At 69.2% G+C, this 22,670-nt stretch carries 24 protein-coding genes and 2 tRNA genes; 23 read left to right on the top strand and 3 right to left on the bottom strand.

What is annotated here, in order from left to right:
• Positions 1-2 precede the first annotated feature (2 nt).
• From K2R93_07960 to hflX, 9 genes are all read left to right on the top strand, one after another.
• Complete coding sequence (locus K2R93_07960; GenBank protein MBY0489761.1) at positions 3-344, top strand: hypothetical protein; 342 nt, start codon at positions 3-5, stop codon at positions 342-344.
• A gap of 24 nt (positions 345-368) precedes the next feature.
• Entirely contained in the window at positions 369-1,115 is a 747-nt protein-coding gene (locus K2R93_07955; protein ID MBY0489760.1) for a hypothetical protein, read from the top strand.
• 43 nt (positions 1,116-1,158) lie between these two features.
• Positions 1,159-1,746 (top strand): SIS domain-containing protein, encoded by a 588-nt coding sequence (locus K2R93_07950; GenBank protein MBY0489759.1) that lies wholly within the window; start codon positions 1,159-1,161, stop codon positions 1,744-1,746.
• On the top strand, positions 1,743-2,498 hold the full coding sequence (locus tag K2R93_07945) for a glucose 1-dehydrogenase (protein ID MBY0489758.1): 756 nt from the start codon (positions 1,743-1,745) through the stop codon (positions 2,496-2,498). The genes K2R93_07950 and K2R93_07945 overlap by 4 nt, the downstream gene beginning before the upstream one ends.
• A gap of 101 nt (positions 2,499-2,599) precedes the next feature.
• A complete protein-coding gene (locus tag K2R93_07940) occupies positions 2,600-3,793 on the top strand; it encodes a hypothetical protein (protein ID MBY0489757.1) in 1,194 nt (397 codons plus the stop codon).
• On the top strand, positions 3,790-4,353 hold the full coding sequence (locus K2R93_07935) for a hypothetical protein (protein MBY0489756.1): 564 nt from the start codon (positions 3,790-3,792) through the stop codon (positions 4,351-4,353). Before K2R93_07940 ends, K2R93_07935 begins: the two co-directional genes overlap by 4 nt.
• Positions 4,350-5,732, top strand: a complete 1,383-nt coding sequence (locus K2R93_07930) for a replication-associated recombination protein A (GenBank protein MBY0489755.1) — start codon at positions 4,350-4,352, stop codon at positions 5,730-5,732. The genes K2R93_07935 and K2R93_07930 overlap by 4 nt, the downstream gene beginning before the upstream one ends.
• Positions 5,729-6,235 carry an LEA type 2 family protein gene (locus K2R93_07925; GenBank protein MBY0489754.1) on the top strand — a complete coding sequence of 169 codons (507 nt, stop codon included), beginning with the start codon at positions 5,729-5,731 and terminating at the stop codon, positions 6,233-6,235. The genes K2R93_07930 and K2R93_07925 overlap by 4 nt, the downstream gene beginning before the upstream one ends.
• Before the next feature lie 132 nt (positions 6,236-6,367).
• Positions 6,368-7,642 carry a GTPase HflX gene (gene hflX / locus K2R93_07920; GenBank protein MBY0489753.1) on the top strand — a complete coding sequence of 425 codons (1,275 nt, stop codon included), beginning with the start codon at positions 6,368-6,370 and terminating at the stop codon, positions 7,640-7,642.
• Positions 7,643-7,715: 73 nt separating this feature from the next.
• Here hflX and K2R93_07915 read toward each other — a convergent pair.
• The 3 genes from K2R93_07915 to rfaE1 all read right to left on the bottom strand — a co-directional run bounded on the left by K2R93_07915 (position 7,716) and on the right by rfaE1 (position 9,101).
• Positions 7,716-7,789 (bottom strand) — tRNA-Val (locus K2R93_07915).
• Between the two features lie 142 nt (positions 7,790-7,931).
• A tRNA-Ile gene (locus K2R93_07910) sits at positions 7,932-8,005 on the bottom strand.
• 100 nt (positions 8,006-8,105) lie between these two features.
• Complete coding sequence (gene rfaE1, locus K2R93_07905; protein ID MBY0489752.1) at positions 8,106-9,101, bottom strand: D-glycero-beta-D-manno-heptose-7-phosphate kinase; 996 nt, start codon at positions 9,099-9,101, stop codon at positions 8,106-8,108.
• A gap of 48 nt (positions 9,102-9,149) precedes the next feature.
• Between rfaE1 and K2R93_07900 the strand changes: the two genes are divergently transcribed.
• The 14 genes from K2R93_07900 to K2R93_07835 all read left to right on the top strand — a co-directional run bounded on the left by K2R93_07900 (position 9,150) and on the right by K2R93_07835 (position 22,659).
• Positions 9,150-10,091, top strand: coding sequence for a DMT family transporter (locus K2R93_07900; GenBank protein ID MBY0489751.1), 942 nt, complete (start codon positions 9,150-9,152; stop codon positions 10,089-10,091).
• Positions 10,092-10,140: 49 nt separating this feature from the next.
• Positions 10,141-11,226, top strand: a complete 1,086-nt coding sequence (locus K2R93_07895; protein ID MBY0489750.1) for an asparaginase — start codon at positions 10,141-10,143, stop codon at positions 11,224-11,226.
• Positions 11,223-11,942: a carboxymuconolactone decarboxylase family protein gene (locus K2R93_07890; GenBank protein MBY0489749.1), complete on the top strand. Its 720-nt coding sequence runs from the start codon at positions 11,223-11,225 to the stop codon at positions 11,940-11,942. The genes K2R93_07895 and K2R93_07890 overlap by 4 nt, the downstream gene beginning before the upstream one ends.
• Before the next feature lie 84 nt (positions 11,943-12,026).
• Positions 12,027-13,049: a GTPase ObgE gene (obgE, locus tag K2R93_07885; GenBank protein MBY0489748.1), complete on the top strand. Its 1,023-nt coding sequence runs from the start codon at positions 12,027-12,029 to the stop codon at positions 13,047-13,049.
• On the top strand, positions 13,030-13,914 hold the full coding sequence (gene dprA, locus K2R93_07880) for a DNA-processing protein DprA (protein MBY0489747.1): 885 nt from the start codon (positions 13,030-13,032) through the stop codon (positions 13,912-13,914). The genes obgE and dprA overlap by 20 nt, the downstream gene beginning before the upstream one ends.
• 8 nt (positions 13,915-13,922) lie before the next feature.
• The gene (gene hemW, locus K2R93_07875) at positions 13,923-15,056 is read left to right on the top strand and encodes a radical SAM family heme chaperone HemW (protein ID MBY0489746.1); all 1,134 of its coding nucleotides are present in this window, start codon (positions 13,923-13,925) and stop codon (positions 15,054-15,056) included.
• A gap of 9 nt (positions 15,057-15,065) precedes the next feature.
• Complete coding sequence (hrcA, locus tag K2R93_07870) at positions 15,066-16,115, top strand: heat-inducible transcriptional repressor HrcA (protein ID MBY0489745.1); 1,050 nt, start codon at positions 15,066-15,068, stop codon at positions 16,113-16,115.
• Positions 16,116-16,270: 155 nt separating this feature from the next.
• Positions 16,271-17,398 (top strand): molecular chaperone DnaJ, encoded by a 1,128-nt coding sequence (gene dnaJ, locus K2R93_07865; GenBank protein MBY0489744.1) that lies wholly within the window; start codon positions 16,271-16,273, stop codon positions 17,396-17,398.
• Entirely contained in the window at positions 17,391-18,242 is an 852-nt protein-coding gene (locus K2R93_07860) for a 50S ribosomal protein L11 methyltransferase (protein ID MBY0489743.1), read from the top strand. The genes dnaJ and K2R93_07860 overlap by 8 nt, the downstream gene beginning before the upstream one ends.
• Positions 18,215-19,003, top strand: coding sequence for a 16S rRNA (uracil(1498)-N(3))-methyltransferase (locus K2R93_07855; protein MBY0489742.1), 789 nt, complete (start codon positions 18,215-18,217; stop codon positions 19,001-19,003). The genes K2R93_07860 and K2R93_07855 overlap by 28 nt, the downstream gene beginning before the upstream one ends.
• 1 nt (position 19,004) lies before the next feature.
• Entirely contained in the window at positions 19,005-19,343 is a 339-nt protein-coding gene (locus K2R93_07850) for a histidine triad nucleotide-binding protein (protein ID MBY0489741.1), read from the top strand.
• A gap of 185 nt (positions 19,344-19,528) precedes the next feature.
• A complete protein-coding gene (gene rpsU, locus K2R93_07845; protein ID MBY0489740.1) occupies positions 19,529-19,717 on the top strand; it encodes a 30S ribosomal protein S21 in 189 nt (62 codons plus the stop codon).
• An 8-nt stretch (positions 19,718-19,725) separates the two neighbouring features.
• A complete protein-coding gene (locus K2R93_07840) occupies positions 19,726-20,190 on the top strand; it encodes a GatB/YqeY domain-containing protein (protein ID MBY0489739.1) in 465 nt (154 codons plus the stop codon).
• 18 nt (positions 20,191-20,208) lie between these two features.
• The gene (locus K2R93_07835) at positions 20,209-22,659 is read left to right on the top strand and encodes an endonuclease MutS2 (protein MBY0489738.1); all 2,451 of its coding nucleotides are present in this window, start codon (positions 20,209-20,211) and stop codon (positions 22,657-22,659) included.
• The last annotated feature ends 11 nt before the right edge of the window (positions 22,660-22,670 follow it).

The following is a 22,670-nucleotide window of genomic DNA, read 5'->3' as shown; positions in this document are numbered from 1 at the left end:
CCATGCCGACCAGTACGGCGCAGACCGTGGGCGAGTGGATCGATCGGATCGAGCCCGCGCCGCCCACGGCGCTGCACGCGCGGCTCCGGGATCTGCTGGCGCCCGCGGTCGCGCGCCCCGTGGTCGACGTGCCGGAGGCGTGTCTCGAGGCCGGTGAGCAGCTGCTGGATGCCCTGCTGGCGAGTGGCTCCACCTCGCGCGATACCGCCCTCGACCTGCTCGCCGTGGACTCGCTCGTGACCTACGCCTTTCAAGCAGCGGCCGACGATCCGTCGCAGATGGAAGCCCGCGCGGCCCGAGCGATGGCCCGGATTGCCGCGATTCCCGGAGCCATGCGGGGGTGATTCACCTCCGGCGAGGGTGCTGACATGATCGACGTGCACACGCACCTGCTGCCAGGCGTCGATGATGGGTCCCCTTCATTCGACGTCTCGCTTCCCGTACTCGAACGCTTTGTCGGACAAGGCGTTGAGGTGCTCGTCTGCACGCCGCACTTGAATGCGAGTCAGGCGGCGAACGCGCCCTGGGAAAGTCATCGCGCGCTCTTCGACGAGCTCAAGGCGCGCGCGCCGAAGGGCATCACGCTCAAGCTTGGCTGGGAGATCATGCTCGATTCGCCGGGCGTGGATCTCACGGCGCCGTATCTCGCACTGGAGGGGTCGCGTGCCCTCCTCGTGGAGTTCACCCGTGGCGGTCTGCCGCCGGGCGCGACCAACGAACTGCGGCGGATTACCCGCATGGGGCGCACCCCCATGCTGGCGCATCCGGAGCGGTACTTCGGTTGCACCCTCGAGCTCGTCCGCGAGTGGCGCAAGATCGGGGTGGTGATCCAGACGGATGCCTCGGTCCTGATGGGCCGCGGCGTGCCGTCCGAGCTCGCGCGCGACATGCTCGCCGAGGGGCTCATCGATATCCTCGCTTCGGACAATCACGGCGATCACCGCTCACTGGGGGCGGCGCGCGACTGGCTCCTGGAGCGCGGCGGGGCGGAGCAGGCGGAACTGTTGCTGCACGCCAATGCCGAGGCGGTGTTGCACGACGAAGACCCGATGCCGGTGCCGCCGCTCAAGCGCGGTGTGCTCGGCGCCGTGAAGAAGTGGTTCGGCCGCGGCTGATGCCCAGGTGCCGGCGGCCGTCGCCTTTCCCTGACGATTTCCGATGACGACCTCACACGATCCGACCGCGGTCGCGCCAATCCTTGGCGCCCTGCGCGAACTGGCAGACACCGCCACCCGCACCGCCGCGCAGCTCGAGCAGGATCTGGGCGCCGCGCTGGCGATGGTGCAGGCCACCGTGGCCCGCGGCGGTACGATCTTCTTCTGCGGCAATGGCGGGTCGGCTGCCGATGCGCAGCACCTCGCCACCGAGTACGTCGTGCGGTACATGCGGAATCGTCGTCCGTATCCGGCGGTGGCCCTGACGACCGACTCCTCGCTGCTGACCGCGACCGGGAATGACTTCGGGTTCGATCACATCTTCGAACGCCAAGTGCAAGCGCTGGCAAGAGTTGGCGACCTGCTGGTCATCCACTCCACGAGCGGCAATTCGCCGAATGTGCTGCTCGCGGCCGATGCGGCGCGCGAGAAAGGCGTCGCGGTGCTCGCGTTGTCGGCCAAGGATGGCGGTGCCCTGAAGGCAAAGGCGGACCTGTGTCTCGTCGTGCCCACGACGCGCACCGATCGGGCGCAGGAACTCCACTTGTGCATTCAGCACGCCATCTGTGATGCCATCGAGGCCACGCTATGATCAACCTCTCGGGAAAGGTCGCGCTCGTCACCGGCGGCGCCCGCGGCATTGGCGCGGCGTGTGCGCGCCTGCTGGCCCAGGCTGGCTGCGACGTGGGGATCGCGTACCGTTCGCGCGACGCCGAAGCGGACGCCGTGCTGGCGGAGATCGGTGCCGCCGGTCGGCGCGGCTTTGCGTACAAGGGAGACCTGTCGACCCGCTCGGCCAATGACGCCTTTGTGCAGGAGGCCGTCGCGCAGTTCGGCCGCGTGGACATCTTCGTCGGCAATTCGGGTATCTGGCCGGACATCCCGGTGTCCGTGCGCGACCTCGATGATGATCGCTGGCGCCAGACGCTGGCCACGAACGTGGACGGGATGTTCTTTGGCGCCCGCGCAGCGATCCGCCACATGCCGAATGGTGGTCGGCTGATCTTCATCTCGAGTACCGCCGGGCAGCGTGGGGAGGCCGGGCACGCCGATTACGCCGCGTCCAAGGGCGCCATGATCTCGTTCGTGAAGTCGATGGCGGTGGAGGTCGGCCCGCGTGACATCACGGTGAATAGCGTCGCGCCGGGTTGGGTGGATACCGAAGCGGTGGCACGCCCCTTCGCCGGCGAGGGCGTGGAGCGCATTGCCGCGAACATCCCGCTGGGCCGGGTCGCCTCCCCGATGGACATCGCGGGGCCGGTGCTCTTCCTGGCGAGTCCCTTGGCCCGTCACGTGACCGGGGAGATCCTGAACGTGAACGGCGGGAGCGTGCTCTGCGGCTGACCGACAGCCAGGCGCGCGCCCTGCGGCCGCCGGGCACCGTCATCGAGATCGCGCGGACCTTACAGGACGCGGGATTCGAGGCCTGGTGCGTGGGCGGAGCCGTGCGCGATGCCTTGCTGGGGCTGGCCCATCTCGACTGGGACCTGGCCACGTCGGCCACGCCAACGGAGGTCCGCAAGCTGTTTCGCCGCACCGTACCGGTGGGGATCGAATTCGGGACGATTGGCGTGCTCGATCGCGACGGCCGCATGCATGAGGTCACGACCTTTCGCCACGATGTCCAGACCGACGGACGCCACGCGGTAGTCGCATTCGGCGCGTCGCTCGATGAGGATCTGGCACGGCGTGACTTCACCATCAACGCCATCGCGTACGATCCCATCGCGAAGACGCTGCGCGATCCGTTCGACGGGCAGGGCGACCTCGCGCGCGGGGTCGTGCGCGCGGTGGGCGTCGCGGACGAACGCATGCGCGAGGATCGGTTGCGGGCCCTGCGGGCCATCCGGTTCGCGTCGCGGTTCGGTTTCTCCCTCGACGACCACACGTGGGCGGCGATCGTGGCCAGCGCGCCGTTCCTGACCCGGCTCTCGCCGGAGCGCGTGAAGCAGGAACTCGAGAAGACCATGGAACAGGCGCCGGCGCCCTCGGTGGCCTTTGCGCGATGGCGCGACGCCGGCGCCTTCACCGCGCTCATCCCGGCGCTCGCTGCGGTGACCGACGGGGATCTCGCGGCCATCGATGCGCTGCCGCGGCCAACGCTGCCGGCGCGGCCGCTGCGCCTGCCACTGCGGATCGCCGCGCTCTTCAGCGCGCTCAACGGCCGCGACGCCGAGGCGGCCCTGCGCGCCCTGCGTTTCTCCAACCAGCAGATCACGGTGGTGTCGAGTCTCGTCGAGCGGTGGGATCGGCACGGAGCGGAGCTCACACAGCGTCTTCGCACGCAGCAACTTCCCGACGATGCGGCCCTGCGCCGGCTCGCCGCGTCGGTGGGACGCCTGCGTGTGGCCGGCTTCGTTCGACTGGCCGCAGCCCGGTGGGCGCACGATGCCGCCATCCCGCCGGCCCTCGTGCGCACGCTCTATCGACGTTTGACGGCGATTGCCTTCCGCGATCCCATCGAGATCGCGGACTTGGCCGTCGACGGTGACGACCTCCGGCGCGCCGGCGTCGGTCCCGGGCCGGCGCTCGGCCGGATACTCCAGCAGCTGGTGGACTGGGTGGTCGAGGACCCGGCGCGGAATGCGCCCGAGCGGCTGCTCGCGCAGGTCCAGATCCTGCAGCGGACCGCGGGATGACCGCGCTCGAGGCCGGATCGGTGGAGCTCGCGCGCTTTGCGGTGCGTCCGGAGTGGTTCGTGTGTGGCATGCACGCCGGTATGCACTGCATCCAGGCGTGGGCGCCGGCCGAGCGCATCGTCGAGCATTTGCACGCGCTTGCCGCGCATCTGGCCAGCGTCGACGACGACACGGTGGACGTCTTCGTGCATGACCACCGAAGTGCCCGCCGATGGGCTGGTGCCCGGATCCCCCTCACCGACGTGCGTGATGCGGTGAGCCGCATCCGGCTGCCGCTGGCCGCGTACGGTGAGGTGGAGTTGAGTATGGCCACCGCCACGGATCAGCTGGTGCTGGCGCCCGCTCTGCTGCTGGTCGTGTATGCCACGACGCCGCGCTGGCCCTTTCTCTGCGAGGCCCTCGGCCTGGTCCAACGCGACACGGTGCCCGCACCGACGTGGGGGACCGTGGCGGATCACGCGGCGCAGTCGCGCCCAGGTGATGCGGATGCACGTACGCCGCTGGTCGCGGCGCTGGAATCGTTCGCCGAGCGGCTGGGGCTGATGGCGGTGGTCGAATGAGTAAGCCCACGCGTCCGACGGGACCCTCGCTCTTCTCCTCGCGGGTGCCCGAGCCGTTGGCGGCGCGGCTGCGTCCGCGTACGCTCGAGGAGTACCTCGGGCAAAAGCATCTCCTCGCGCCGGGGATGCCGCTCCGCGAAGCGCTCGCGCGCGGTGTGGTGGATTCGATGGTCTTCTGGGGCCCACCGGGCGTGGGCAAGACGACCCTCGCTCGGTTGCTGGCGCAGAGTGTGGACGCCCAGTTCGTGAGTTTCTCGGCGGTGAGCGACGGCGTCGCGCGGGTGCGCGAGATCGTGGCGGAAGCGCAGGATCGTCGCGATCGTGGCCGTGGCACCATCTTGTTCGTTGACGAGATCCATCGATTCAATCGCGCGCAACAGGATGCCTTCCTGCCGCACGTCGAGGCGGGAACGGTCATTCTCATCGGCGCGACCACCGAGAATCCGAGCTTTGCCCTGACCGGAGCACTGCTCTCGCGCCTGCGAGTGATGGTGCTCGAGGCGATCCCCACCGAAGAGCTCGAGGCGCTGATCGATCGCGCCCTCACCGACGAGGATCGCGGCCTCGGTGCGCGAGATCTGCGCATCACCGCTGAGGCGAAGCATGTGCTCGCCGAGAGTGCGGACGGCGACGCACGCAAGCTCTTGGGAGTGCTTGAGGCCGCGGCGGCGCTCATGGACGACCACGCCGAGTTGACCACCGCGCAGGTCGAAGCGGCGATGCAGTATCGGGCGCCGCGGTACGACAAGTCGGGTGAGGAGCACTACAACCTCATCTCCGCGCTGCACAAGGCACTTCGCGGGAGCGATCCGCAGGGCGCGCTGTACTGGTTGGCGCGGATGATTCAGGGCGGCGAAGATCCACGCTACATCGCGCGACGCATGATCCGGATGGCCACCGAGGACGTCGGGCTGGCCGATCCGCAGGCGCTCAGCGTGGCGATGACGGCCGCGCAGACCTACGAGCGCCTCGGGTCACCGGAGGGAGAGCTCGCGCTCGCCGAGGCCGCGGTGTATCTGGCCACGGCGCCGAAGTCCGCCCGCGTCTACGAGGCCTGGAAGGCCGCCATGGATGTGGCGCGCGACACACCCGCGGCGCCCGTCCCCATGCATCTGCGGAACGCCCCGACCTCGCTCATGAAGGAACTCGGCAATGGCGACGGGTACCAATACGCGCACGCTGTGCCGGAGGCATATATCCCGCAGTCGTACCTACCCACCGTCCTGGGCGATGTGACGTTCTACGAACCCGGCCCGTTCGGATTCGAGAAGGACATTGCCCGCCGCTTGAGCTGGTGGGCGTCGTTGCGCGCCAAGGCGGAAGGGCGCAGCGACGATCACGCAGCATCGGACCATCGTTCTCAGGGAGACGAATCATGAAGGCTGTCTCGTCCATCTTCGCCGCAGGGCGTCGCCGCTGGCTGCGCACCAGTGTGGTCGCCGGTACGGTGCTGTTCGCGGGCTGCGCCACGCTCGGTCGCGCGTCGTTCAAGGAGCCGGTGGTGACGCTCAAGGAAGTGACTGTCACCGGGCTCGGCCTCACCGGCGGGAGCGTCGATGTGGTGCTGTCGGTGTATAACCCGAATGGCTACAAGCTCGATGCGCTCAAGATGACGTATCTGGTTGACGTCGACTCCGTGAAGCTCGGCAGTGGCGCGCTCGACAGCCGGTTCGTCGTGCCCAAGAACGATTCGTCGGTCGTGCGGCTGCCGGTGAGCTTCACCTACGCCGGTATCGGCCAGGCCGGCCGGGCGCTCCTGCAAAAGGGGCAGGTGAACTACCGGGTGCGCGGCGATTTCACGGTGGCGACGCCGCTGGGCAACTTTACCCGTCCGTACGACCGGACCGGGCGCTACTCTTCAGTGGCGGGCAACGGGCGCTGAGGCGCCCACCCCCGCCTTCATGCAGGCTTCGCTGGACGCATCTCCGGACCGGTTCCCATCAGTCGCGATATCATCTCTCTGACGCCGCCCATCGAGCGGGCCATCCTCGTCAGCGCCCCGTTCAAGCGGAGCATGGCGAAGCACTTCGTGGAGGAACATCTCGAAGAGCTCGGCCGACTCACGGATACCGCCGGCGCCGTGGTGGTGGGTCACGTCACCCAGCAGCTGGATCGCCCCAATCCGAGCACCTATCTCGGCAGCGGCAAGGTGGAAGAGCTCAAAGTGCGCATTCAGGAGCTCGGTGCCACCCTCGTCATCTTCGACGATGAGCTGACGCCGGCGCAGGGCAAGAATGTCGAGCAGATCGTGGGGACCCGCGTGATGGATCGTGCGGAACTCATCCTCGACATCTTCGCCACGCGCGCGCGCTCCAGCGAGGCGCGCATGCAGGTCGAGCTCGCGCAGCTGGAATACATGCTGCCGCGCCTGACGCGCATGTGGACGCACCTCGAGAAGATGCGGGGTGGCATCGGTATGCGCGGCCCGGGTGAAACGCAGCTCGAAACCGACCGACGGCTCATTCAGCACCGCATCCGCGTGCTCAAGGAGCGGCTGGCTGATGTGGAACGGGCGCGCGAGATCCAGCGCCAGGGGCGGCGCACGCACTTTCGCGTGGCGCTGGTCGGGTACACCAACGCCGGGAAGTCGTCGGTCCTGCGGGCGATGGCGGCTGATCAGTTGGTATTTGTAGAAGACCGACTGTTCGCCACGCTCGATCCGCTCACCCGTGAGGTCGAGATCGGGGATGGGTACACGGCGTTGCTCACCGACACGGTGGGTTTCATTCGGAAGCTGCCGCACCATCTGGTGGCGTCGTTCCGCGCGACGCTCAGCGAAGCCCGTGAGGCCGATCTGCTCCTGCATGTGATCGACGCGAGTCACCCCGCGTGGGAGGAGCAGCGCGACGTGGTGGACGGCGTGCTCACGGAGTTGGGGCTGCACGATCGGCCGCTCTTGTACGTGATGAACAAGATGGATGCGGTACCCGCCGACATGCTCGAGGCCGTGCGCGCGCGGGTGGCGAATCTGATGCCGAACTCGCTGTTCGTGTCGGCGCTGGCGCCCGACGGCCTCGAACCGCTCAAGACCGCGCTGCGCGATGCGCTGCGCAATGAACGGCCGGTGCTCGAAGTGCGTATCCCGGCATCGAACGGGCGCCTCATCGCCGAGGTGCACCGTGACGGCGAAGTGCTGGAGCAGGAGCACGACGACGACGTCATCGTGATCAAGGCGCGGCTGGATGAGCGGGCGATTGGTCGGCTGCGTCAGCACGGCGCGCGGGTGACGGTCACCAAGGGCGTGACGCGGCCGCACTCGGTGGCCACCGCTGAGGTCCCGCTGCCGTAGGCGCCGCTCGCCTCACCGAAACGCAAACGGCCGGGCATCCCGAGGGATGTCCGGCCGTTCCGTGTGTACCGAGTGGGCGCGCAGGGACTCGAACCCCGGACCTCTGCTGTGTGAAAGCAGCGCTCTAACCAGCTGAGCTACGCGCCCGTCGAACTCCGCCCATGCGCTGGGCGGATCGAAAACGTAACGGCGTGCCGCAGATGGGGGAACCCCCCAGTCCGCTCCGGTGCCGAAAACGAACGCCCCGGCCGCGGCATCCGCCGAGGGCGGAGCGCCAGGGCCGGGGCAGTGGTCCGGGTGGGACTTGAACCCACGATCGATCGATTATGAGTCGACTGCTTTAACCGACTAAGCTACCGGACCGTACCGCATACGGGACCGCGCTGGGTGCGCCCGCAGTTGTCACAGTATGGCGTCATTCCCGGACGGGCGCGAGCCCACCGCCGTCACATCAGGTGGCACGCTAGGTGGCACTCTGATGCAGGTCGAACGCCTCGAGCACTTCGTCGGCCGAGACGGTCGCGGCGCCCAGCTTCCCGACCTCGACCCCGGCGGCGTAGTTGGCGATCACCGCGGCTTCGAGCGCGGTGGCACCGGCGGCAAGCATCGTGGCGAGATACGCGGTCACGGTGTCGCCCGCACCCACGACGTCGTACACCTCGCGCGCGGTGGTGGGTACACGGTGTACCCCGCCGTCGGGCGAGACGAGCGCCATGCCGCGCTCGCCGAGCGTAAGCAGCAGGTGCTCGACGCCCAGGCGACGGAAGGTCTCCGGCAGCGCCGCCGGCGAATCGAGATCCACCGCCGCGCCGAGCGCACTCTCCAACTCACGCCGGTTCGGCTTGAACACGGTGGCGCCCCGATACGCGAAGAAGTTGCGGAACTTGGGATCCACGACGATCGGGAGGCCGCGCGCGCGCGCCAGGGCGATCGCCCCTTCGATGACCGCGGGAACGAGCACGCCCTTGTTGTAGTCTTCGAACACGAGCGCGGTCGCGTCGGGGAGCGCGCGCGCAATCGCCTCGAGCACCCGCGCCACGTCGTCGGACGACAGGTCGGCGTCGTCCTCCTCATCGAACCGAACCAACTGCTGCGAACGGGCCATCACCCGCGTCTTGGTCGTCGTGGGGCGATCCACGGCCACGAGCGAGCGGGCATGCATGCCGCCTGACGTGAGGCGTTCACGCAGCGTATGTCCAGGGAGGTCATCGCCGATGACGGCGACGAGGTCGCAGCCCGCCCCGAGCGCCGCGACGTTCTGTGCCACATTCGCGGCGCCCCCGAGGGCCAGTTTCCGGTCACGTACGCGGACCACCGGCACCGGCGCTTCTGGGGAGATGCGATCCACGTCACCACGCAGATACACATCGAGCATCGCGTCACCCACGATCACGACATGCTGTGAACGGGCGGCGGCCAGGAGGGCCTGGAGCCGTGCCCGGGAAATCCAGGAAGTCATGCGCGGAAGCTACATCCACCGGGGGGCTCCGCGCATTACCTTGGCCCCGTGACCACACTTCGCGCCGACACGCCGCCGCCAGCTGCACACCGGGCCACCTCACCGATGCTGGTGTTGGCGCTGTCGCTGGTGGGCATCTCGCTCGCGGCGCCCCTCATCCGGCTGTCCACCGCCGATGCACTCGTGATCGCGACCTGGCGGCTCGGCTTCTCGATGCTGATCGTGGGCGGCGCGCTGTTCATCGGTCGCGGCTGGCGCGAGTACGCCGGGTTGCGGGCCAGCGAGTATGCCTTCGCGCTCGGGGCGGGCGTCCTGCTCGCGCTCCACTTCTGGGCGTTCAATGCGTCGTTGCGCTACACCAGCGTGGCGGCATCGGTCGCCCTCGTGAATCTCCAACCGGTGCTGATCGCCGCGGCCTCTGCGCTCTGGTTGTCGGAGCCGCCGTCGCGTCGGCAATGGATCGGCGTCGCCATCGCGGTGGTCGGGGCCCTCGTGGTCGGCGCCGCCGATGTGCCGGGCGGGTTGGGCGGCTTGCAGGCGGCCCTGGTGGGCGGCGGATCGCGCGCCCTCTTTGGCGACCTGTTGGCGCTCATCGGGGCGGTCACGGCGGCGGGTTATTACCTGATCGGGCGACGCCTCCGGCGCCGACTGGGGCTCTGGCCCTACGTGGCACTGGTCTATGGCGCGGCCTTCGTCACCTGCGTCGCGCTGGCGCTCCTCACGCATCGCCCGCTCGCGCCGCAGCTCCCACGCGAACTGGCCATCTTCGCCGGTCTGGCTATCGGGCCCATGCTCCTGGGGCACACGGGGATGAATTGGGCGCTCGGGCACCTGCCGGCGTTCGTGGTCAACCTGACCACGTTGGGAGAGCCGGTGGGGGCCACGCTGCTGGCGGCCCTCCTGCCGGGGATTCACGAGGTGCCCGGGGCGCTGACCCTGGGGGGCGGCGTCCTGGTGCTGGGTGGGGTGCTGCTGGCGGCCCGGAAGTAGCGGCGGGGCCGGCGACCGGTGTACGCCGGGGAGGGATTATCTTCCCTCCGTGTGGATTCCTGACTTTCTCTCGCCGGCAGGCCAATCGGTCGGCCATGGCTTCCGGGCCCCCCTCGAACCGCGCTCGCTCGACGTCCTGGTGACCCGCAGCGGGGCGGTGGAATCACGCCATCGCGTGCATGCGGCGGTCGTGGACGCGGCGGGTACGATGCTCGCCGGCGCGCGCGATCCCGAACTCAGTGTCTGGTGGCGCTCCTGCGCCAAGCCGTTCCAGGTGATGCCGCTCCTGCGGAGCGGCGGATTCGATGCCTTGCAGTGGGACGTCGCGCAGCTGGCGCTTGCCTGTGCCTCGCACGGGGGCGAGCCGGAGCATGTGGCCATTGCGCAGGGCATGTTAGCCACGCTGGACCTCGAGGAAGGGGATCTGGCCTGCGGACCGCACGAGCCGCTCGCCTCGCGCGGCGCGCGCCTGCTGGCGCAGGCCGGGGAACGTCCGACGCGCTTGCACAACAACTGCTCCGGCAAACATGCGGCCATGCTGGCCCGGGCCCGGCAGATCGGCGCGCCCACGGCCGGGTACGAGACTCCCGCGCATGCGGTGCAGCAGGACTGCCTCGACGCCGTCGCTGAGTGGGCGGCGCTGCCGAGCCCCGAGATCGGGGTTGGGGTGGATGGCTGTGGCGTGTCGGTCTTTCGCCTCCCGCTCGCCAACATGGCCTTCTCGTATGCGCGGCTCGTGCACGCCGCCGCGCAGGGCGATACGCCGGCGCGGCGCGTCGTCAGTGCGATGACCGCGCAGCCGTTCCTGGTGGGGGGCACCGATCGGTTCGATACCGTGCTGATGGACGCCTGCGGTGGGAATGTCGTCTGCAAGATCGGCGCGGAGGGCGTGCACACCTTTGCCATCGTCGATCGCGCGATCGGCTTCGCCATCAAGGTCGAGGACGGCACGCCGCGCGCCCAGTATCCGGCCGTGTTGGCACTGCTCGACGCCTATGGCGCGCTCCCGGATCCCCTTCCCGATGCGTTGCGGGAGTACATCCGGCGCAGCATCCGGAACACCCGCGGCGAAGCCGTCGGATCCATCGTCGTGGGCGATCTCGATGTGGGCGACCGCCTGGAGCTCACGGCGTGAGCGAGACCGCACCGGTGGCCGATGCGCGCGAGACCGCGGCCGCGCGTTCGAATGACCCCACGCGCGTCGATTCGATGACGCACGACGCCGCGGCCGGCATTACGCTCAGCGTGTGGGATGCGGAAACGGCGGCGCTGGTCACGCTCGCGGCGTTGCTCGCCGGGGGTAGCGAGGCGCAGGTGCGCGAGCAGCTCGCGGTGGCCGCCGCCGGGGTTCGCCCCGAGTGGGTCGAGGAAGTGATTCTGCAGACGTACCTCTTTGCCGGCTTTCCGCGGGCGCTCAATGCGGCGCGCGAATGGCGGCGCATCTCCGGGCGACCGGCACCGGACGTCGATCCGCACGCGATCGACGAACCGGCCCGCCGACGGACGGAGGGGGAAGCCACCTGTGCCACGGTCTACGGGCGCTTCTACGATCGGCTGCGCGTCAACATTCGCGACCTGCATCCCGCGCTCGATCAGTGGATGATCGAGGAAGGCTACGGCAAGGTGCTTTCACGCACGCCGCTCGATCTCGCCCGTCGCGAACTGTGCATCGTCGCGGCCTGTGCGATCGCGCGGCAGGATCGCCAGCTGCACTCGCATCTGCACGGCGCGTTGCATGCCGGGGCGGCCCCGGCGGTCGTCTCGGCGGCCCTCGATGCCGTGGCCCCGTTTCTCGAGCAGGATGAGGTCAAGCGCGCCCACGGGCTGTGGGCGCGGGTGTTGGGCAAGTAGGCGCCGCATGCGCCGCGGTGGCCGTCCGCGTCACCGGGCGTTGCACTCTTCGTTGCACCGTTCGTTCATTCAACTCCAGGTTCCATGTTTGTAGATCGCGTCCTCGTGAAAGTCGAAGCCGGCACCGGTGGATCGGGACAGACGTCCTTCCGCCGCGAGAAGTACGTGCCGCTGGGCGGCCCCGATGGCGGCGATGGCGGCCGCGGCGGTGATGTCATCGTGCGCGCCGACCGGAACCTCGCCACGCTCCTCGATTACACCTATCGCGACAAGTGGGCGGCCGAACGCGGCCAGCACGGCGAAGGATCGAACCGGACGGGCAAGTCCGGCGCCGACATCATTCTGCCCGTGCCGCCGGGCACGGTCATTCGCGATGCCGACACGAACGAACTCCTCGGCGAAGTGCTCGAGGAGGGCGACTCCGTGCTCGTGGCCAAGGGCGGGCGCGGCGGCAAGGGGAACGCCTTCTTCGTCACCGCCACGCATCAGGCGCCACGCGAGTGGCAGCCCGGTGAAGAAGGGGAAGCACGCACCCTCGAGCTCGAGCTCAAGCTCATCGCCGACGTCGGGCTCGTGGGCCAGCCGAATGCCGGCAAGAGCACGCTGCTCTCCGTCATCTCCGCGGCGCGCCCTAAAATCGCCGACTATCCGTTCACGACGCTCTCGCCCAATCTCGGCGTGGTGCCACTGAGCGACCATCGCACCTTCGTGGTAGCTGATATCCCGGGGATCATCGAAGGGGCGCACGAAGGGAAGGGGCTCGGGCTGCAGTTCCTGCGGCATATCGAACGCACGCGGTTGCTGGCCTTCATGATCCCGATCGACGCGATGGACTGGCAAGCCGAGCTCGATCAGCTGCGCCACGAAGTGGCCGCGTACTCGGAGGAGCTCGCGAAGAAGCCCTTCTGTGTGGTCTTCTCCAAGCTCGATCTGCTCGGCGAGCACTATGTCCCCGAGGTCGAGGCCCCGGGCGCGTTCGGCATGTTCTCGATCAGTGCGGCCGGGCGCATGGGCCTCGATGCGCTGCTCGATGCGTGGTGGCGCCAGCTGCTCGCCATGCGCGCCGCGGCGGAAAAGGTCGAGAAGGATGCTCAGCTCCTTCCCTGAGCATCGGGCCATGCGGGTGCTGGAAGTCGCCGCCGATGATGCGGCGTATCCCGTCGCGTTTCGGGAGCTCGCCGATCCTCCGGCGCGCATCTACACACGCGGCACATTCGCCGTGGCCGAACCGCCGGCGGTGGCGATCGTCGGCACGCGCAACGCCACCAGCTATGGCATGCGCATGGCGCAGTCGCTCGCCTCGGCGTGTGCGCACGCTGGCATCTGCGTGGTGAGTGGACTCGCCCGCGGGATCGACGGCGCCGCCCACGACGCGGCGCTCGCCGCGGATGGGCGCACCGTCGCGGTACTGGGCACGGGCCCCGATGTCCCGTATCCGCCGCGGCATCGCGCGTTGCAGGAGCGGATTGCCGCGCAGGGTTTGCTGATCAGCGAGTTTCCACCGGGGAGCACGGGCCACGGGGGGGCGTTTCCGCAGCGGAATCGCCTGATCGCCGCCCTGGCCCAGGTCACCGTCGTGGTGGAGGCACCGGAGAAGAGCGGCGCACTGTACACCGCCACGTATGCGGCGGAGCTCAGTCGGCGGCTCGCGATCGTCCCCAACGCGGTGGACGTGCCGCAGGCCCGGGGCAGTAACGCCCTCATGCGCTCCCACAACGCGACGCCGATTCTCAGCACGGACGACCTCCTCGCGCTGTTCGATATCGACGCGCGCCCGCCACACGGCCCGGTGGTGAACGGCGACGCGGCGCTGGTGTGGGACGCCATCATGCTCGGCGCTGATACGCCCCGCCTCATCGCCGAACGCACGGGGCTCGCCCTCGCGGCCATTCAGGGAGCCCTCGGCCTCCTCGAAATCGACGGACTCGTGCACTTCGACGCTGCCGGCCGCATTCGTTCGGCGCTCGCCTGAACGCCGCCGTGTCTGCCACGCGCCACCTGTACGTGCACGTGCCGTTCTGTGCGCGGCGGTGCAGCTACTGCGACTTCTCCATTGCCGTCCGTCGCGAGGTGCCGCGGCGCGCCTTCGCAGAGGCGATTGGTCAGGAGTGCACCCGCCGCGGCATTCGTGAGCAGAGCGGTGAGCTGACCACCGTGTATCTCGGCGGCGGTACCCCCTCACGACTCGGCGCCGACGGCGTCGCCGCGCTCCTCGATGCCCTCCGGGAGCACGTCGCGTGGGGGGGCGATGGCGAGGTCACGCTGGAGGCCAATCCGGAGGATGTCACGCCGGCGGCGGTGCGCGCCTGGCGCGTCGCGGGCATCAACCGGATCAGCCTCGGCACGCAGAGCTTCGATGATCGCGTGCTGCAGTGGATGCATCGGGTCCACGATGCGGAGGGCGCGCGGCGAGCGGTGGACGCGATACGCGCGGGCGGCATCGAAGACCTGTCGCTCGACCTGATCTTCGCCACGCCGGAGGGTATCGACCGCGCGTGGGACAGCGAGCTCGACGCGCTCATCGCCCTCGCGCCCACGCACGTGTCGCTGTATGGGCTGACCATTGAGTCACACACCCCGCTCGGTCGATGGCATGCGCGCGGTGCCGTTACCGAAGCGAGCGAGGCCCGGTACGAACAGGAGTTCCTGCGCGCGCATGAGCGGCTCGCCCAGGCCGGCTACGAGCACTACGAAGTGTCGAACTACGCCCGTCCGGGACATCGCGCCGTGCACAACAGTGCCTACTGGACGGGCGCGCCTTACTTGGGCCTGGGCCCAAGCGCGCATGGCTTCGATGGCAGCGTTCGCCGTTCGAATATCGAGGCGTATGCCGCCTGGGCGGCGGCGCTCGAGCGGGGGGAGGATCCGCTCGGCAGCAGCGAGCGCCTCACGACGGACAATCGCCTCGCCGAAGCGGTGTATCTCGGGTTGCGAACCGTCAGCGGGCTGGCCGTGACCGATCGCGAGCGGGCGCACGTCGCGCGCTGGCGCGAGGCCGGTTGGGTAACCGTTCGTGAGGACGCGGATGGCGCACGGCTCGTCTGCACGGCGACCGGCTGGTTGCGCCTGGATGCGCTCGCTGCCGACTTGACAGCGTTCCGAAGCGACTCGTAGCGTTCGCACATGGCGCCAGGCGGTGAGCTCTCCGAGCGGGAGCGACAGGTACTCGAGGCAGTGATTCACAGCTACGTGGCAACCGCGGAGCCAGCCGGCTCGCGCACGTTGTCGCGTCGCTTCGGGCTGGGGATTTCGCCGGCGACCATTCGCAACACGATGAGCGATCTGGAGGAGAAGGGCTTTCTCTTCCATCCGCACACCTCGGCGGGGCGCATCCCCACCGACAAGGCGTATCGCACCTACGTGGACTCGCTCATGCGCGTCGATCCGCTCTCGGGTGAGCAGCGTCGGCAGTTGCACGAGCAGATCACGTCGGGCGGATCGGCCATCGAAGTCATCCTGCGGCGGGCGGCGCAATCGCTCGGCATTCTCACCCAGGAGTTGGGCGTCGCCCTCGGTCCCCGGCTCGAGAAGTCCACGTTGCGGCAGGTCGAGCTCGTACGCGTCTCCAGTGACCGCCTGCTGATGGTGCTGAGCCTGACCGGCGGCGCGGTGCGCACGATCTTCGTGGAAGTCCCCGGGGTCATCGCCGACGAGGCGCTCATCGGCGTGACGATCGTGCTGAACGAACGCCTCGCGGGGCTGACGCTCACCGAAGTCCGGACCTCGCTGGCGGCGCGTCTGCGGGACGTCCAGACCACCGCCGAGGCGGCGGAGCTGCTGAATATCTTCGTGCAGGAAGGCGATCAGATGTTCGGGCGCGCTGCCGAGCCGGTGCCGCTCGACAGCGTGGTGATCAGCCCCGCGTCGCTCCTGGCAGACCAGCCCGAGTTCGCGAGTGGGGAACGGATGCGGCAGCTGATGGAGCTGACCGAGACGCGGCAGCAGCTGGCCACGCTGTTGGCTTCGCGTGCGTCCGGCCCCGGCATCTCGATCACCATCGGCAACGAGCACGGTGACCCGAAGCTCGAGCCGTTCACGGTGGTGACCTCGGAGTACTCGGCGGGGACCTTGAGCGGCGTGATCGGGGTGATCGGCCCCACGCGCATGCCGTACGACAAGGTCATTGCCCTGGTCGAGCATACTTCCCGGCTGGTCAGCGACCTCCTCTGCTAGGCGCCGCCGGGCTGGGCGGCCGTCCGAAATCCGCCGCGGCCCCTCGAAAAGCCGTCCCGAACCATCGATATTTCCACGGTTAAGCTCGCCCCGGGCCGCTGGCTCAGGGGCGCGTGTCGTTTTCCTGTTGGCTCCGGCCACCTCCCGATCTGTCCATGGCTGATTTCTACGCGGTCCTCGGCGTACCGCGCGACGCTTCCGACGACGATATCAAGAAGGCGTATCGCCGGCTGGCGACGCAGTGGCATCCCGACCGCAATGGCGGATCGAAGGAGGCCGAAGAGAAGTTCAAGGAAATCACCGAGGCCTATGACGTGCTCCGCGATGCGCAGAAGCGCGCGGCGTACGATCGCTACGGCGAGGCCGGACTGCGTGGCGCCGGCCAGCAGCAGTATCAGCACGTCGATCTCTCCGACGCGCTGAACATCTTCATGCGCGACTTCGGGTTCGGGGATGTGTTCGGCGGCGGCGGTGGTGGTGGCCGTCGTGGCCCGCGCAGTGGCGCCGACATGAAGCTCCCGCTGGCGCTGTCGCTCGCCGAGGTGGCCACCGGTGTCGAGCGCACGGTGACGCTCAAGGTGCTCGAGTCGTGCGACAAGTGCGAAGGCAGCGGCGCCGAGCCCGGGACAAAGCCGCAGACGTGTGGGACGTGCGGCGGTGCCGGTGAAGTGCGTCGGGCGCAGCGCTCCTTCTTTGGGCAGTTCGTGTCGGTGGCGCCGTGCCCGACGTGCGCGGGCGAAGGCGTGGTGGTGGCGAGCCCGTGCAAGAAGTGCCGCGGCGAAGGGCGCGTGCGCGCTGAACGCACGCTCAAGATTCAGGTCCCGCCGGGCGTCGCGACCGGGCAGTACATGACCCTGCGTGGGGCCGGCAACATCGGTCCGCGCGGCGGCACGCGTGGCGACGTGCTCGTCGTGTTCGAGGTGGACGACGACGAGCGCTTCGACCGCGACGGTGAGGATCTCTTCTGCGAGGCGCTGGTCACGTATCCGCAACTCGTCTTCGGGGCCGACATCCGCGTGCCCGGGCTCACGGGCGAATTGTCGCTCCGCGTGCCCGCCGGTACGCAGAGTGGCACGGTGTTCCACCTGCGTGGCCGTGGGTTACCGCGCGTGAACGCCTCGGGCGTGGGCGATCTGCACGTGAAGGTGCAGCTCTGGACGCCGCAGTCGGTGGACGGCGACGAGAAGCAGGTCATCGAGCGGCTCGCGCAGTTGCAGGGCGCGGCGCCGCCGCAGCGGGAGAAGGGGTTCTGGTCGAAGATGAAGGAAGCACTCGGTGCCTGAGCCCACCACCGAGCGTTGGATCAGCGTTCGCGTCCAACCCGACCTCGCGTCGGACGTCGCCCGCGAAGCCTGTCTCGCGGCGCTCTTCGCCGTCGGCGCGCAGGGCGTGCACGAGGACGGCCTGGCGCTAGTGACGCACTTCCCGCCCGCCACCGATCTCGAAGCCGTGCATCGCGCGCTCACCGAGGCGGATGAGCAGGTGGTGATCGAGACCGCGCCGGTGCCGGATATCGACTGGAGCGAGGCGTGGAAGTCGCGCATCGCGGCGCACACGTTGGGGCCGCTCACGGTCACGCCGCCGTGGCTCGCCGAGGGGCGCGATCCGGCCACGACGATCGTCATCAATCCCGGCATGGCGTTCGGCACCGGTGAGCATCCCACGACGCGCGGCATCGTGCGACTGCTGCCGGCACAGCTCACCGCAAACGCGACCGTCGCCGATCTCGGGGCCGGGAGTGCGGTGCTGGCCATCGCGGCGGCCAAGCTCGGCGCGGCGCGCGTGTATGCGATCGAGCTCGACGCCGATGCGATTCCGGACGCCGAAGAGAACGTGGCCCGTAATGGCGTCGCCGATCGGGTGCATGTGTTCGAGGGCGATGCCGCCGCGTTTCTGCCGCTGGTGGCGCCAGTGCAGCTCGTGCTGGCGAACATCATTTCGTCGGTGCTCATCGAACTGCTGCCGGTGATCGCCATGGGATTGACCGACGGTGGCACCGCTATTCTGAGCGGCATCCTGCGCGAGGAGCGCGACACGATGTTGCAGGTGCTGGCGGCGCATGGCTGGCGGGTGCTCGCGGAAGACGCGGAGGAGATCTGGTGGTCGGTATCGATCGCGAGGGCGTAGCCGCTGGGCGTCCGCAGTTCATCACCACCGAGCCGTTTGCGGTGGGCAGCACGTGCGTGCTGGACGAGAACGCCGCGCGGCACATGCGGGTGTTGCGCCTCGCCGCGGGCGCCGTGGTCGGGCTGCGCGACGGCGCGGGGCAGATCGGCGAAGGCCACGTCGTGCTCCTGACGAAGTCGCAGGTGCATCTCGAAGTCACCGCCGTCGCGGATGTGCCACCACTGCCGGAGGTGCATCTCCTCGTGCCGGTCGCTGATCGGGACCGCATGCTCTGGTTGGCCGAGAAGGCGGCGGAGCTGGGCGCGACGAGCTGGCGTCCGGTGCTGTGGCGCCGGTCCCGGTCGGTGTCGCCTCGCGGGGAGGGGGTGAACTTTCAGGCCAAGGTGCGCGCGCGCATGGAAGGCGCCCTCGCGCAGTCGGAAGGCGCCTGGCTCCCCCAGCCCTTTCCCGAGGCCAACCTGGAGCGCGCCATCCTGGCCGCGCCGGTTGGCGATCGCATCGTTCTCGATCCCGCCGGCCCGCCACTGGTGGGAGCCTCGGCCGCCCCGTTGCAGGCGCCGGTCGTGATCGCCGTGGGGCCGGAGGGGGGCATCGAGCGGGACGAGCTCCAGGCACTGGAGGAGGCCGGATTCCGCCGGGCCAACTTGGGGCCGTCCATTCTGCGTTTTGAGACCGCGGGGCTGGCCGCGCTCGCCATGGCCCGGACCGCCCTGTCCGGCTCGTCCGGCGCCCCGAGCGCCGCCACTGAGGAGACCGTCTGAGATGTCCGACTGCATCTTCTGCCGCATCGTCGCCGGATCGATCCCGGCCACGCTGGTCGGGACCAATGAGCACGCCATCGCGTTCCGCGACCTGCATCCGCAGGCCCCCACCCACATCCTGGTAATCCCGCGGACCCACGTCGCCTCGCTGGCCGACCCGCTTCCCGACGCGACGATGGCGGGGGTGCTCGGGCTGGCGCGGGAGGTGGCGGCTGCCGAAGGGCTGGTCGCCGGCGGCTACCGGGTCGTGACGAACATCGGGGCCGACGGGGGGCAAACGGTCCCCCATCTCCACTTCCACGTCCTCGGCGGCCGCGCTTTCCACTGGCCGCCAGGGTGAGCCATCGCCGGTCCCGGCCTAACTCGTGGCCGGTCTGGCGATTAGGTGGTGTGGGGGGTGTACGCGGGACCTTGACCCGCCCCGCCGGGACAGGTAGGATTCAAGGCTGCCCCGAAAGGGGCGGGCGCGCCGCATTTGTGTCGGCGACCCAGTCACCCATTTTCGCGACCACTCCGAGGCTCAGTTTGTCCGAAGTCATCATCCACGAGGACGAGAATTTCGAGCGCGCGCTCAAGCGCTTCAAGAAGAAGTGCGAGAAGGCCGGCATCCTCTCCGACCTGCGGAAGCACCGCCACTACGAGAAGCCGTCGGAGCGTCGTAAGCGCAAGATGAACGCGGCCGTTCGCAAGAATCGGCGTACGCGAAACGGGTGAGCCATCCCGTGGACGCCGGCAGCGCTTCGGACAGCGCGACGCTGCTGGCGCGATTGCAGGGTGACCAGGCAGCCGCCCGGCGAGAGCAGCAGAAGGACCGCGTCCTCCTCCTCGGCATGATCATCGCCGAGGCCAAGAACCGCGAGCTGGAACTGCGCCGGGCCCTGACCGACGACGATGTGCTCGACGTGGTGCGCAAGGGCGTGAAGAAGCGCCGCGAATCCGTCGAGCTGTATGCGAAAGCCGGGCGCACCGACCTCCTGCAGAAGGAGCAGGATGAGATTCTGGCGCTCGAGGCGTACCTCCCGGCCCAGGTCGATCCGGCCGAGATCCGCGCGGCCGTGCGTGCCGCCATCGAGGGCGGAGCCGCCAACGTGGGCGCGGTCATGGGCAAGGTCATGCCTGCGTTCAAGGGCCGCGTAGAAGGCGGCGTCATCAACGCCATTGCCCGCGAGGAACTCGCGGCGCGTTAGCCGGGGTAGGGTAGGGCCATGAACGCGCACGCGCTCGGAATTCTCGAGTTTCCCCGGATGCTGGCCCACGTGGCCGGACGGGCCTCCTCTTCGCCGGGTGCTGCCGCGGTGCGTGCGCTGCGCCCGCGCACTGATCGCGACTGGATCGAGGCCGAACACGCCCGCGTGAATGCCGTTCGCGCGCTGCTGCAGAGCGAACTCGGATGGCCGAGCGAACCCATTCCCGAGTTGGGCGACGCGCTGCGTCGCCTGCGCATCGAAGGGCTCACGTGGAGTGCCCTCGAACTGCTCGCCGGGGCCACCCTGCTGCGCTCCTCGCGCCGCATGCGGGAAGCGCTGCGTGATCCCCGCCGCCCCGCCATCCCGCTCGCCTACCTGACGGCGTACGCGCAGGCGCTGGTGGATCTCCGTCCGCGCGAAGACGCCATCACGCGCGCCATCAGCGATGATGGCACCGTGCGGGACGACGCCTCGCCGGCGCTGCGTCGTGTCCGCAAGGAACTTCGCCAGGCCGAAGGCGAGTTGGTGCGCCTCCTCGAGCGCGAAATGGGCAAGCTCGAGCCGCATCATCAGGTCAGCGATCTCTCGGTGACCATGCGCAATGGCCGGTGGGTCATGCCGATGCGCCGCGAGGCCCGCGGATACGTGGGCGGCATCGTGCACGACAGCTCAGGCACCGGGGCGACGATCTTTGTCGAGCCACCCGCCGCCGTGGAATTCGGCAATCGGGTGCGTGAACTCGAGATCGAGGAACAGCGCGAAGTCGAGCGTGTCCTGCGCGAGCTCACCGAGGAGCTCCGCCCGTATCACGACAGCATGCTGGCCGCATTCGAGGCGCTCGTCGCCCTCGATGCACTCTATGCGCGTGCGCGCTACAGCGTGGAGGCGAACTGCGCGCCGTTGACCTTCTGCGCCCCCGCGGAAGGATTGAGCATCGTCGATGGGCGCCATCCGCTGCTCCTGGCCGGCGGCACCGCGGTGATCCCCTTCGACCTCACGCTCGCCCCCGACGAGCGCACGCTCCTCGTCTCCGGCCCAAACACGGGCGGCAAGACGGTCCTGCTTAAAGCGATCGGCCTGTTGGCGGCCATGGCCCAGTCGGGGGTGCCGACGCCGGTCGGCGCGATGAGTCGCCTGCCGGTCTTCGACGACATGTTCGCCGACGTCGGCGACGAACAGAGCATCGAGGCGAGCCTCTCCACCTTCAGCGCCCACCTCAAGAACCTCGGCGAAATCCTGCGCTCGGCGACGGACCAGTCGTTGGTGCTCATCGACGAGCTCGGGTCGGGCACCGATCCCGCGGAAGGCGCGGCGCTGGGCGGTGCCATTCTCGAAACGCTGACCCAGCGCGGCACGCTGACGTTGGCCACGACACACCTCGGGCAGCTGAAACTGCTGGCGACCGAGGTGTCGGGCGTGGTAAACGCGTCCCTGCAGTTCGATGCGGTGCAGCTGGCACCGACCTATCGGCTGCTCAAGGGCGTTCCGGGGCGCAGCTATGGCTTGAGCATTGCGCGGCGGCTGCAGTTGCCGGACGCCGTGATCACGCGCGCCGAAGAGCGACTGCCCGCCGGTGAGCGCGATCTGGCGGTACTGCTCGCCGACGTGGAAGCCCGCGAAGGCGCCCTCACCGAACGTGAGCGCCTCATGGAGCGCGAGCAGGACAAGCTCCGGGCGCGCCTGGCCACGGTGAGTGATCGCGAGCTCAAGGTGCGCGAGCGCGAACGCGAATCCGAGCGCCATGCGCGACAGGAAGCGCGTCGCTTTCTCCTGGAAGCGCGCGGGCAGGTCGAGCGCGCGATCGCCGACATCCGCGCGAAAGCCGCCGAAACAACGACCGCGTTCGATGAGGCGGCGCGTGCCGCACGACGGTCCATCGAGGAGGCTGCAGCGGAACAACAGGGGGCGGCCGACGCCGTGGTGCAACGCGGCGCGCGTGACAAGGCGCGTGCCGAGCAGAAGCGTGCGGGCCAGTCGACGCCCGCGCTCTCGGCGCCCAAGACCGCGTCTACAGCGGCGGTCGCGCCGCTCGCGGTCGGCGACACCGTGTTGGTGGGCACGCTCGACGACAAGGTCGGGCGCATCGTCCAGATCCGTGGCAGCGAGGCGCGCGTGACGGTCGGCTCCCTCACCCTGTCGGTCCCCCTCGCGCAGCTCCGACGAACGGCGGCCGCCCCAGCACCAACGGTGAAGATCAACCTGGTCGGTGATGTGCCGGAGGTGGAACCGGTGCGAGAGGTGGACGTCCGGGGGCTGCGCGTGGATGAAGTGGACGATCAGGTCTTGCAGGCGCTCGACGCCGCCGTCCGCAACGACCTCCGCGAGTTGCGCATCATCCACGGCAAGGGCACCGGTGCCCTCCGGGCGCGGGTCGGCGAGATGCTCAAGAAGGACACCCGCGTGAGCGGCTTCCGGCTCGGCGCGTGGAATGAGGGGGGCGCGGGCGTCACGGTGGCCGAGCTCTCCTGACGCGAGCATGG

It is taken from the genome of Gemmatimonadaceae bacterium (assembly GCA_019752115.1).
Classification (GTDB): Bacteria; Gemmatimonadota; Gemmatimonadetes; order Gemmatimonadales; family Gemmatimonadaceae; genus Gemmatimonas.
The sequence above is the reverse complement of the archived record's forward strand: the minus strand, read 5'-3'. Positions and strand labels throughout refer to the sequence as shown.

Excerpts from the sequence above, each read along its gene's own strand:
- K2R93_07960 (MBY0489761.1), top strand. The coding sequence starts at position 3 with ATGCCGACCAGTACGGCGCAGACCGTGGGCGAGTGGATCGATCGGATC.
- K2R93_07955 (MBY0489760.1), top strand. The coding sequence starts at position 369 with ATGATCGACGTGCACACGCACCTGCTGCCAGGCGTCGATGATGGGTCC.
- K2R93_07950 (MBY0489759.1), top strand. The coding sequence starts at position 1,159 with ATGACGACCTCACACGATCCGACCGCGGTCGCGCCAATCCTTGGCGCC.
- K2R93_07945 (MBY0489758.1), top strand. The coding sequence starts at position 1,743 with ATGATCAACCTCTCGGGAAAGGTCGCGCTCGTCACCGGCGGCGCCCGC.
- K2R93_07935 (MBY0489756.1), top strand. The coding sequence starts at position 3,790 with ATGACCGCGCTCGAGGCCGGATCGGTGGAGCTCGCGCGCTTTGCGGTG.
- K2R93_07930 (MBY0489755.1), top strand. The coding sequence starts at position 4,350 with ATGAGTAAGCCCACGCGTCCGACGGGACCCTCGCTCTTCTCCTCGCGG.
- K2R93_07925 (MBY0489754.1), top strand. The coding sequence starts at position 5,729 with ATGAAGGCTGTCTCGTCCATCTTCGCCGCAGGGCGTCGCCGCTGGCTG.
- hflX (MBY0489753.1), top strand. The coding sequence starts at position 6,368 with ATGGCGAAGCACTTCGTGGAGGAACATCTCGAAGAGCTCGGCCGACTC.
- rfaE1 (MBY0489752.1), bottom strand. The coding sequence starts at position 9,101 with ATGACTTCCTGGATTTCCCGGGCACGGCTCCAGGCCCTCCTGGCCGCC.
- obgE (MBY0489748.1), top strand. The coding sequence starts at position 12,027 with ATGTTTGTAGATCGCGTCCTCGTGAAAGTCGAAGCCGGCACCGGTGGA.
- dprA (MBY0489747.1), top strand. The coding sequence starts at position 13,030 with ATGCTCAGCTCCTTCCCTGAGCATCGGGCCATGCGGGTGCTGGAAGTC.
- hrcA (MBY0489745.1), top strand. The coding sequence starts at position 15,066 with ATGGCGCCAGGCGGTGAGCTCTCCGAGCGGGAGCGACAGGTACTCGAG.
- dnaJ (MBY0489744.1), top strand. The coding sequence starts at position 16,271 with ATGGCTGATTTCTACGCGGTCCTCGGCGTACCGCGCGACGCTTCCGAC.
- K2R93_07850 (MBY0489741.1), top strand. The coding sequence starts at position 19,005 with ATGTCCGACTGCATCTTCTGCCGCATCGTCGCCGGATCGATCCCGGCC.
- K2R93_07835 (MBY0489738.1), top strand. The coding sequence starts at position 20,209 with ATGAACGCGCACGCGCTCGGAATTCTCGAGTTTCCCCGGATGCTGGCC.